9 protein-coding genes and 1 pseudogene are annotated in these 9,092 nt (G+C 66.8%); 3 read left to right on the top strand and 7 right to left on the bottom strand.

From position 1 onward, the window contains the following. From kdpB to VMJ11_RS10205, 7 genes are all read right to left on the bottom strand, one after another. Positions 1-1,584 (bottom strand): potassium-transporting ATPase subunit KdpB (kdpB, locus tag VMJ11_RS10235; protein ID WP_325619301.1); only part of this gene is annotated, 1,584 nt, incomplete at its 3' end. A gap of 32 nt (positions 1,585-1,616) precedes the next feature. Then, a complete protein-coding gene (gene kdpA / locus VMJ11_RS10230; protein WP_325619299.1) occupies positions 1,617-3,431 on the bottom strand; it encodes a potassium-transporting ATPase subunit KdpA in 1,815 nt (604 codons plus the stop codon). After that, the gene (kdpF, locus tag VMJ11_RS10225; protein ID WP_325619298.1) at positions 3,428-3,520 is read right to left on the bottom strand and encodes a K(+)-transporting ATPase subunit F; all 93 of its coding nucleotides are present in this window, start codon (positions 3,518-3,520) and stop codon (positions 3,428-3,430) included. The genes kdpA and kdpF overlap by 4 nt, the downstream gene beginning before the upstream one ends. Next, the gene (locus VMJ11_RS10220; RefSeq protein ID WP_325619300.1) at positions 3,517-3,642 is read right to left on the bottom strand and encodes a potassium ABC transporter ATPase; all 126 of its coding nucleotides are present in this window, start codon (positions 3,640-3,642) and stop codon (positions 3,517-3,519) included. Before VMJ11_RS10220 ends, kdpF begins: the two co-directional genes overlap by 4 nt. A gap of 291 nt (positions 3,643-3,933) precedes the next feature. Continuing rightward, positions 3,934-4,908, bottom strand: coding sequence for a quinone oxidoreductase (locus VMJ11_RS10215; RefSeq protein WP_325619297.1), 975 nt, complete (start codon positions 4,906-4,908; stop codon positions 3,934-3,936). A 48-nt stretch (positions 4,909-4,956) separates the two neighbouring features. Then, positions 4,957-5,346, bottom strand: coding sequence for a methylglyoxal synthase (locus VMJ11_RS10210; RefSeq protein ID WP_325619296.1), 390 nt, complete (start codon positions 5,344-5,346; stop codon positions 4,957-4,959). A gap of 198 nt (positions 5,347-5,544) precedes the next feature. Beyond that, complete coding sequence (locus tag VMJ11_RS10205) at positions 5,545-6,324, bottom strand: SDR family oxidoreductase (protein ID WP_325619295.1); 780 nt, start codon at positions 6,322-6,324, stop codon at positions 5,545-5,547. A 404-nt stretch (positions 6,325-6,728) separates the two neighbouring features. Between VMJ11_RS10205 and upp the strand changes: the two genes are divergently transcribed. From upp to VMJ11_RS10190, 3 genes and pseudogenes are all read left to right on the top strand, one after another. Continuing rightward, positions 6,729-7,379, top strand: a complete 651-nt coding sequence (gene upp, locus VMJ11_RS10200) for a uracil phosphoribosyltransferase (RefSeq protein WP_325619294.1) — start codon at positions 6,729-6,731, stop codon at positions 7,377-7,379. Positions 7,380-7,909: 530 nt separating this feature from the next. After that, complete coding sequence (locus VMJ11_RS10195) at positions 7,910-8,638, top strand: YebC/PmpR family DNA-binding transcriptional regulator (RefSeq protein ID WP_325619293.1); 729 nt, start codon at positions 7,910-7,912, stop codon at positions 8,636-8,638. Positions 8,639-8,789: 151 nt separating this feature from the next. Further along, positions 8,790-9,092 (top strand): annotated as a pseudogene (locus VMJ11_RS10190) (phosphoribosylamine--glycine ligase N-terminal domain-containing protein); the annotation flags it as partial.

Raw genomic sequence — 9,092 nt, 5'->3', positions numbered from 1 at the left:
CTGGTGTTCGCGGATCGTCGCGAGCTTCGTTTCCGGCGTCGCTTGCGCGAGGAAGTCGTCCACGCCCGCTTCGGCGGCGATCGCGGCGGCGGTCAGGCGGTTGTCGCCCGTCACCATCACGGTCTTGATGCCCATCTTGCGAAGCTCGGCGAAGCGTTCCTTGATGCCGCCCTTCACCACGTCCTTCAGCTCGATCACGCCGAGCACGCGCGCCACGCCGTCTTGTATCTGCGCGACCACGAGCGGCGTGCTGCCGCGCCGCGCCACGTCGTCCACGGCAACGTCGACTTCGCCGGGGAAACGGCCGCCGTGCGTCTGCACGTACTGCTTCACGGCGTCCGCGGCGCCCTTGCGGATCTCGCGAGCCGGCGCGCCGGAGGACGTCCCCTCGGGCGAGAGGTCCACGCCGCTCATGCGCGTTTGCGCGCTGAAGGCGATGAACACCGCATGCAGCGAGGCCATGTCGCGCTGGCGAATATTGAACCGCTGCTTCGCGAGCACGACGATGCTGCGGCCTTCGGGCGTTTCGTCGGCGAGCGAGGCGAGCTGCGCCGCGTCGGCGAGCGCTTCCTCACTCACGCCCGGTGCGGGCACGAACGCCGACGCCTGGCGGTTGCCGAGCGTGATCGTGCCGGTCTTGTCGAGCAGCAGCACGTCCACGTCGCCGGCGGCTTCCACGGCGCGGCCCGAGGTTGCGATCACGTTGGCCTGCATCATGCGGCTCATGCCCGCCACGCCGATGGCCGAAAGCAGGCCGCCGATCGTCGTGGGGATCAGGCAGACGAGCAGCGCCACGAGCGCGGTGATCGTCACCACGTGGCCCATCTTCGCGGCCTCGACCGAGAACATCGAGAACGGCAGCAGCGTGGCCGTGGCGAGCAGCAGCACGATGGTCAGCGCGACGAGCAGGATCGTGAGCGCGATTTCGTTGGGCGTCTTCTGGCGCTTCGCGCCTTCGACCATGGCGATCATGCGGTCGAGGAAGGCTTCGCCTGGGTTCGCCGTGACGCGCACGACGATCCAGTCGGAGAGCACGCGCGTGCCGCCTGTCACCGAAGAAAAGTCGCCGCCCGATTCGCGGATCACCGGCGCCGATTCGCCCGTGATGGCCGATTCGTCCACCGAGGCCACACCGTCGATCACTTCGCCGTCCGCGGGAATGGTGTCGCCGGTTTCCACGAGCACCACGTCGCCGCGGCGCAGGTCGGAAGCCGTCATGACGCGGATCGGCGCCTTGGGATGCGGCTCGTTGAGCTTCTTGGCCATCACATCCTTCTTGGCCTGGCGAAGCGACGCGGCCTGCGCTTTCGAGCGGCCTTCGGCGAGCGCTTCCGCGAAGTTCGCGAACAGCACCGTGAACCACAGCCACAGCGTGACCGCGAGGATGAAGCCCGCGGGCGCTTCGGCCTGGCCCATGAGCGCTGCGATCCAGAGGATCGTCGTGAGCACGCTGCCCACGTACACGCAGAACATCACAGGATTGCGCAACTGCGTGCGCGGCGCGAGTTTTCTGAACGAATCCACGATGGCCGGACGCAGGAGCGCCGGATCGAACATGGACCGTGTTGCACTATGCTGATTCATTTTCGTTTCGCTCATGTTGCGAAGGTCCCCGTTCAATGCACGCCCATCATGATCAGATGCTCGACGCCGGGGCCAAGCGCGAGCGCGGGCACATAGGTCAGCGCGCCGACCAGCAGCACCGTGCCGAGCAGCAGCACGACGAAGAGCGGGCCGTGCGTGGGCAGCGTGCCGCCTGTCACCGCAATGCGCTTTTTCTGCGCGAGCGAGCCGGCGATGGCGAGCACCGGCACGATCGTGCCGAAGCGGCCGAACCACATGGCGATGGCGAGCAGCGAGTTATAGAACGGCGTGTTCACGGAGAGGCCCGCGAACGCGCTGCCGTTGTTGTTGGCGGCCGAGCTGAACGCATACAGGATCTCGGAGAAGCCGTGCGCGCCCGGATTGGCGATACCGGCCTTGCCCGCGTCGGCGAGCACCGCGATCGAGGTGCCCACGAGCACGAGCAACGGCGTAAGCAGCACGACGATCGAGACCATCTTCATCTCGAACGACTCGATCTTCTTGCCGACGTATTCGGGCGTGCGGCCGATCATGAGCCCTGCCACGAACACCGCGAGCAGCGCGAACACGAGCATGCCGTAGAGCCCCGAGCCGACACCGCCGAAGATCACCTCGCCGAGCTGGATGAAGAGCATCGGCACGAGGCCGCCTATCGGCGTGAGCGAGTCGTGCATCGCGTTCACGGCGCCGCACGAGGCCGCCGTGGTCGCCACGACGAAGATGCTCGTTTGCGCCATGCCGAAGCGCGTTTCCTTGCCTTCCATGTTGCCGCCCGCCTGCAGCGCACTCGCATGCTGGTCGACGTTCAGCGACGCGACGAGCGGATTGCCCGCCTGTTCCGCCGAAAGCTCGACGCCCACCGCCACCGCGAAGGCGATCGTCATGACCGCGAGCACGGCGATGCCCTGTTTGCGATCGGCCACGACATTGCCGAACACGAGGCATAGTGCCGCGGGAATGATGAGGATCGCCAACATTTCGACGAAGTTCGAGAACGGCGTGGGGTTCTCGTACGGATGCGCGGAATTGGCGTTGAAGAAGCCGCCGCCGTTCGTGCCGAGCATCTTGATCGCGACCTGCGAAGCGACCGGCCCCATGGCGAGCGTCTGCGAGGTGACCTTGGTGTCGACCGTCACGGCGTTGCCCTGCGCGTCCTTGACCGGGTTGCCCTGCGCGTCGAGCTTGGGCGCGGCGTAGGTCGTGGTCTGCAGCACCGGCACGTCCTGATACGTCTTCAGGTTCTGGATCATGCCCTGGCTCATCAGCAGCCCGGCAATGATCGCGGCCATCGGCACGAGGATGTAGAGCGTCGTGCGCGTGAGATCGACCCAGAAGTTGCCGATGGTCTGCGCGGAGTGGCGCGCGAAGCCGCGAATCAACGCGATCACGACCACGATGCCCGTCGCCGCCGAAAGGAAGTTCTGCACGGTGAAGCCGAGCATCTGCGTGAGATAGCTCACGGTCTGCTCGGGCGTGTAGTCCTGCCAGTTGGTGTTGGTGACGAAGCTCACGGCCGTGTTGAACGCGCCGTCCACGGTCATCGCGCCGAACTGTTGCGGATTGCCGAAGTTGCCTGGTACCCAGCCCTGCACGCGCAGCAGCACGTACAGGAAAATCACGCCGATCACGTTGAACGAGATGGTGGCGAGCGCGTAGCGCTTCCAGTTCATTTCGGACTGCGGATCGACGCCGGCAACGCGATAGAGCAGGTTTTCGAGCGGTGCGAAAAGGCGCACGACGCGCGAACGCCCGTCGAGCACGCGCGTCATGTAGCCCGCGACAGGCACCGCGAGCGCGAGCAGAACGACGATGAAAAGCCCCGACTGGAGCAGATTGTTGGCGTTCATTCGATATCCTCCGCGCGCAGCAGCGCATGGACCAGATAGACGAACAGCAACGCCGTCGCCGCGCCCGATAGCCAGAAAATCCAGGTCATGAGCGCGCTCCCTTGGCACCTTGATCGGCGCGGCGATACTGCATGAGCTTCTCGCAGCCGGCGATCAACGCGTATGTGAGCGCGGCGAAAGCCGCCAGCCCCCCGATGTACAGCACATCCATTTTCATGTTCTCCATTCACGGATGACGGATGGCTGCAAGTTACCTGCTATCGCGTTAAATCCGGATCAAAGGTTCCGGTGCCCGTATAAAAAACGCGTAAACGCACCTGCGCGCCGCGAGCGGACGCGGGCGGCCCAGGAAAAGAAAAAGGCGCGCACCGGTGGCGTTGCGCGCCTTGGGAGCCGCGATCGCGGCGTAAAGATCCAGTCAATGCGGGTCGAGTCAATGCGCCGGCACCGGTGCCACGGTGCATGCGGCGCGACTATGCTTCAATTCCGCTCAGCGCACCCCTCAGGGCACGAGCACAGTCGACCCCGTGGTGCGGCGACCTTCGAGATCGGCGTGGGCCTGGCCCACGTCCTTGAGCGCATAGCGCTGGTTGATCGACGTTTTCACCTTGCCCGAGGACACCACCTCGAACAGCTCGGCGGCCATCGCCTCGTAGTCGGCACGCTTCGCGATATACGTGAAGAGCGTCGGGCGCGTGAAGAAGAGCGAGCCGCGCCCCGCGAACTCCGACGAATCGATCGGCGGCAGCGGGCCCGATGCGTTGCCGAAGCTCACGAACATGCCGAGCGGCGCGAGGCAGTCGAGCGATTTCGTATACGTGTCCTTGCCGATCGAGTCGTACACCACGGGCACGCCCGCGCCGTTCGTGATCTCGCGCACGCGCGCCGTGAAGTCCTCGCGCGTATAGACGATCGGATGATCGCAGCCGTGCGCTTTCGCGATCTCGGCCTTCTCGTCCGAGCCCACGGTGCCGATCACGGTCGCGCCCAGCGCCTTCGCCCACTGGCACACGAGGAGGCCCACGCCGCCCGCGGCCGCCTGGATCAGGATCGTGTCGCCAGCCTTCACGCAATAGGTACGGCGCAGCAGATATTGGGCGGTGAGGCCCTGCAGCATGACCGAGGCAGCCGCCTCGTCGCTGATCGCATCGGGCAGCTTGATCACCTGCTCGGCGCGCAGCACGCGCTCCTGCGCGTAGGCGCCGGGCGGCCTCGCCACATAGGCCACGCGATCGCCGGCCTTCAGTCCGCTCACGCCACGGCCCACGGCCGTCACCTCGCCCGCCGCCTCCATGCCGAGCCCGGCGGGCAGCGGCTGCGGATAAAGCCCGGTGCGGAAATACACGTCGATGTAATTGAGGCCGCACGCGCTCTGGCGCAGGCGCACTTCGCCCTCGCCCGGCTCGCCCACCTCGACGTCCACCCACTTCATCACTTCCGGGCCGCCGGCCTTGTCGTAACGGATTGCCTTGCTCATGACGTCTCCTTGCTGTTGGCTACACGGCGCGCACCGCCCGCGCGCGCATCAGATCGCTTTTTTCTGGCGCTGCGTCAGCACGTCGAGCAGCATGCGCGCCGTCGAGATGTTCGTCGCGCACGGCACGTCGTGCACGTCGCAGGCGCGCACGAGCGCGTTGATGTCGGGTTCGTGCGGCTGCGGGGTCATCGGGTCGCGCAGGAAGATCACCACGTCGACGTTGCCTTCGGCAAGACGCGCGCCGATCTGCAGGTCGCCGCCGTGCGGGCCCGAGAGCATGCGCTCGACGCTCAGGCCGTGTTCGGCCTCGATGCGCGAGCCGGTCGTGCCGGTGGCGATGAGCTCGCAATGGCGCAGCGTATCGACGTATTCGCCGGCCAGCTTGACGATGTCGTCCTTTTTGTGATCATGCGCGATCAGTGCGACGCGGGTTGGCATGGCGTAGGGTTCCTTGAGGTGAGGGTTGAATGCGTGCCGGGATGTCGTGGTGCGTCACAAAGGGCAAAAGCTAAAAGGCAAAGGGCGCCGCGCCCGTTAGGCCGGGGGGCGCCCGTTTCATCGCAGCCGGACCTTGGCGGGGCCGGCCGCGCACCGCTCGACGGCGGCCGGCAAAGTGCCGGCCATGAACGTTGCCGTTCAGTATGTTCCGGGGTAGGCTCCGCCGTCGATCAGCCAGTTCTGCCCGGTAATGTAGCCCGCATGGACGCTGCACAGAAACGCGCAGGCGCGGCCGAATTCCTCTGGCGTGCCAAAGCGCCCCGCCGGAATCGACTTGACGCGGCGCGCGCGCACTTCCTCTTCCGGAAGATTGCCCGCCTTGGCTTGCGCGACGATGGTGGCCTGGATGCGGTCAGTGTCGAACGCGCCCGGCAGCAGGCTATTGATCGTGACGCCCGTGGCCGCGACCTGGCGCGCCACGCCCGCGACGAAGCCGGTCAGGCCCGAGCGCGCGCCGTTCGAGAGGCCGAGCACGTCGATCGGCGCTTTCACCGAGGAACTCGTGATGTTGACGATGCGCCCGAAGCCGCGCGCGATCATGCCGTCGATGGTGGCCTGGATCAGCGCGATCGGTGTGAGCATGTTCGCTTCGAGCGCGGCAATCCACGCTTCGTGCGTGAACTGGCGAAAGTCGCCCGGGGGCGGGCCGCCCGCGTTGTTCACGAGGATGTCGGGCGACGGGCAGGCCGCGAGCGCCGCTGCGCGGCCCGCTTCGGTGGTGATGTCGCAGGCCACCGTCTTCACTTCCACGCCCGTGCTCGCGCGAATGCGCGCGGCGGTTTCTTCGAGCGTCTGCGCGGTGCGCGCGACGATCGTCAGGTTGACGCCTTCGGCGGCGAGCGCCTCGGCGCACCCGCGCCCGAGCCCCTTGCTGGCCGCGCACACCAGTGCGGTGCGTCCTGCTATGCCCATGTCCATCGTCTTCCGATCCTCTTTGCCTGCGTGAATGTCATGTGACACGACGGCCGCGGCAAGACTTCACACCTGCCGCCCCGCCGACCTTGTGCGATTCTAGAAGAATCGCGCGCGCCGCGTGGAAGCTCTGCGGATTTCGGGTTGCCCACGCGCCGCGGGAAGCGACGCCGCGGCGCGCGAGGCACGAAAGGCGCGAGGGATGCGCAGCGGCGCGTGCTCTGTTCCCGCTCAGTTCCCGTATACTTGCGCCTGTAGCGCGGCCCGGCGCCCTCGCAAGCCACGCCCGCTTGCCGCGCGCGGCGGCCCGCGTTCGCCGCCAAAGCGCGTTTCCCGGCGTCCCGCCCGAGGCTCGCGCGGCAGCGGCACGACCGATTCCCCGATTCCCTTGCAGCCTCGTGCGCCCCGCCATGAAACAGGACAGCCGTTTCCCGAATCTTTTCATCCTCGATCACCCGCTGATCCAGCACAAGCTCACCCACATGCGCGACAAGGACACGTCCACGCGCACGTTCCGCGAGCTGCTGCGCGAGATCACGCTGCTGATGGGCTATGAAATCACGCGCGCGCTCCCGGTCACGACGCGCCGCGTGCAAACGCCGCTCGTCGAGATCGACGCGCCCGTGATCGCAGGCAAGAAGCTCGCCATCGTGCCCGTGCTGCGCGCGGGCGTGGGCATGTCCGACGGCCTGCTCGAACTGATTCCGTCGGCGCGCGTGGGCCATATTGGCGTGTACCGCGCCGAGGATCATCGCCCGGTCGAGTATCTCGTCCGGCTGCCCGATCTCGAGGACCGCACCTTCATCCTCTGCGATCCGATGGTCGCGACGGGCTACTCGGCGGCGCACGCCATCGACGTGCTCAAGCGCCGCGGCGTGCCCGGCGAGCGCATCCTGTTCCTCGCGCTCGTGGCCGCGCCCGAGGGCGTGGAGGTGTTCCAGAAGGCGCATCCCGACGTGAAACTTTACGTCGCCTCGCTCGACTCGCACCTCAACGAGCACGCCTACATCATTCCGGGCCTCGGCGACGCCGGCGACCGGCTGTTCGGCACGAAGAACTAGGACGTGCACGCGCGGGCAGCCGCTGCTGCCGGCTGCCCGCCGGTTGCCGCTCGACGGGCGCGCGTCCCTGGCGGGCGCTCGCTGGTTGCCCTTCGCCCTTCGCCCTTCGCCCTTCGCCCTTCGCCTTTCGCCGGTTGCCCCCTGCTGCCCGGCCAAGACGAGTGCGCGTCCCCGGCGGACCCTCCCCGACCAACGCTCCCCAGCCGGCCCACCCTCGCCCCGCAATCATCAGCCGTCCCATCTCACAGGCAGGCGAAGCCGGACGGTCCCGCCGTGATAAAATTCAGATCCACCTGAACGGGCGCGGCCTCGAATCAAGCCCGCGAATCAATCCGGGCGGGCACAGGCAAGCCACGAGGCGCAGGCGTTGCGCGAGAGGCTGCACAGGCCGCGCGAACGACGCACGCACGGGCACGCGCCGCACGTTGCATGACGTGAGAGAGGCGGGCGCACCAGGCCGCCCCCGGGAAACGCAACGACAACAGCACATTGCACACTGCACGCGCCACGCGCGTGCGACGGAGAAAGGTATGGCGGGTCATTCGAAATGGGCCAACATCAAGCACAAGAAAGCCGCAGCTGATGCGAAGCGCGGCAAGGTCTGGACGCGGCTCATCAAGGAAATCCAGGTCGCGGCGCGCATGGGCGGAGGCGACATCGACTCGAATCCGCGTCTGCGTCTGGCGGTCGACAAGGCCTATGACGCCAACATGCCCAAGGACAACATCAACCGCGCGATCCAGCGCGGCGTGGGCGGCGTCGATGGCGCGAACTACGAGGAAATCCGCTACGAAGGCTACGGCATCGGCGGCGCGGCCATCATCGTCGACACGATGACCGACAACCGCACCCGCACCGTCGCGGAAGTGCGCCACGCGTTCTCGAAGTTCGGCGGCAACATGGGCACGGACGGGTCGGTGGCGTTCATGTTCGATCACGTCGGCCAGTTCGTATTCGCGCCGGGCACGGCGGAAGACAAGCTGATGGAAGCCGCGCTCGAAGCGGGCGCCGACGACGTCGTGACGAACGACGACGGCAGCATCGAAGTGGTCTGCCCGCCGTTCGAGTTCCCGAAGGTGAAGGCCGCGCTCGAAGCCGCGGGCTTCAAGGCGGAAATGGCCGAAGTCACCATGAAACCGCAAACGGAAGTCGAATTCACGGGCGAGGACGCCGTGAAGATGCAAAAGCTGCTCGACGCGCTCGAGAACCTGGACGACGTCCAGGAGGTGTACACCAACGCGTCGATCGCCGACGAATAAGGCATCGGCGCGAGTCCGTCGGAGAACGTCGGACAAATCGCGGGCCCGATCGCGCGACGATTCGCAAACATCGGCCCGCACGCGATTCTCACGGCCGGCGCATTGTGCGCCGGCCGCAACTGTTTCTGGTTCTGGTCTTTCGGGGATTCACATGAAGTTACTCGTCGTCGGTTCAGGCGGCCGCGAACATGCGCTGGCGTGGAAGCTCGCGCAGGCGCCGCGCGTGCAGCTCGTCTACGTCGCACCCGGTAACGGCGGCACCGCGCAGGACGAGCGGCTCGCCAACGTCGACATCACGGACATCAACGAGCTTGCCGATTTCGCCGAGCGCGAACAGGTCGCCCTCACCGTGGTCGGCCCGGAAGCGCCGCTCGCGGCCGGCATCGTCAACGTGTTCCGCCAGCGCGGCCTGAAGGTGTTCGGCCCGACGAAGGAAGCCGCGCAGCTCGAGAGC

Origin of the sequence: Paraburkholderia sp. (assembly GCF_035501035.1) — a bacterium.
In the GTDB taxonomy this organism is placed as follows: Bacteria; Pseudomonadota; Gammaproteobacteria; order Burkholderiales; family Burkholderiaceae; genus Paraburkholderia.
Note: the sequence above shows the minus strand (reverse complement) of the source record. Positions and strands in the feature narration are given on the sequence as shown.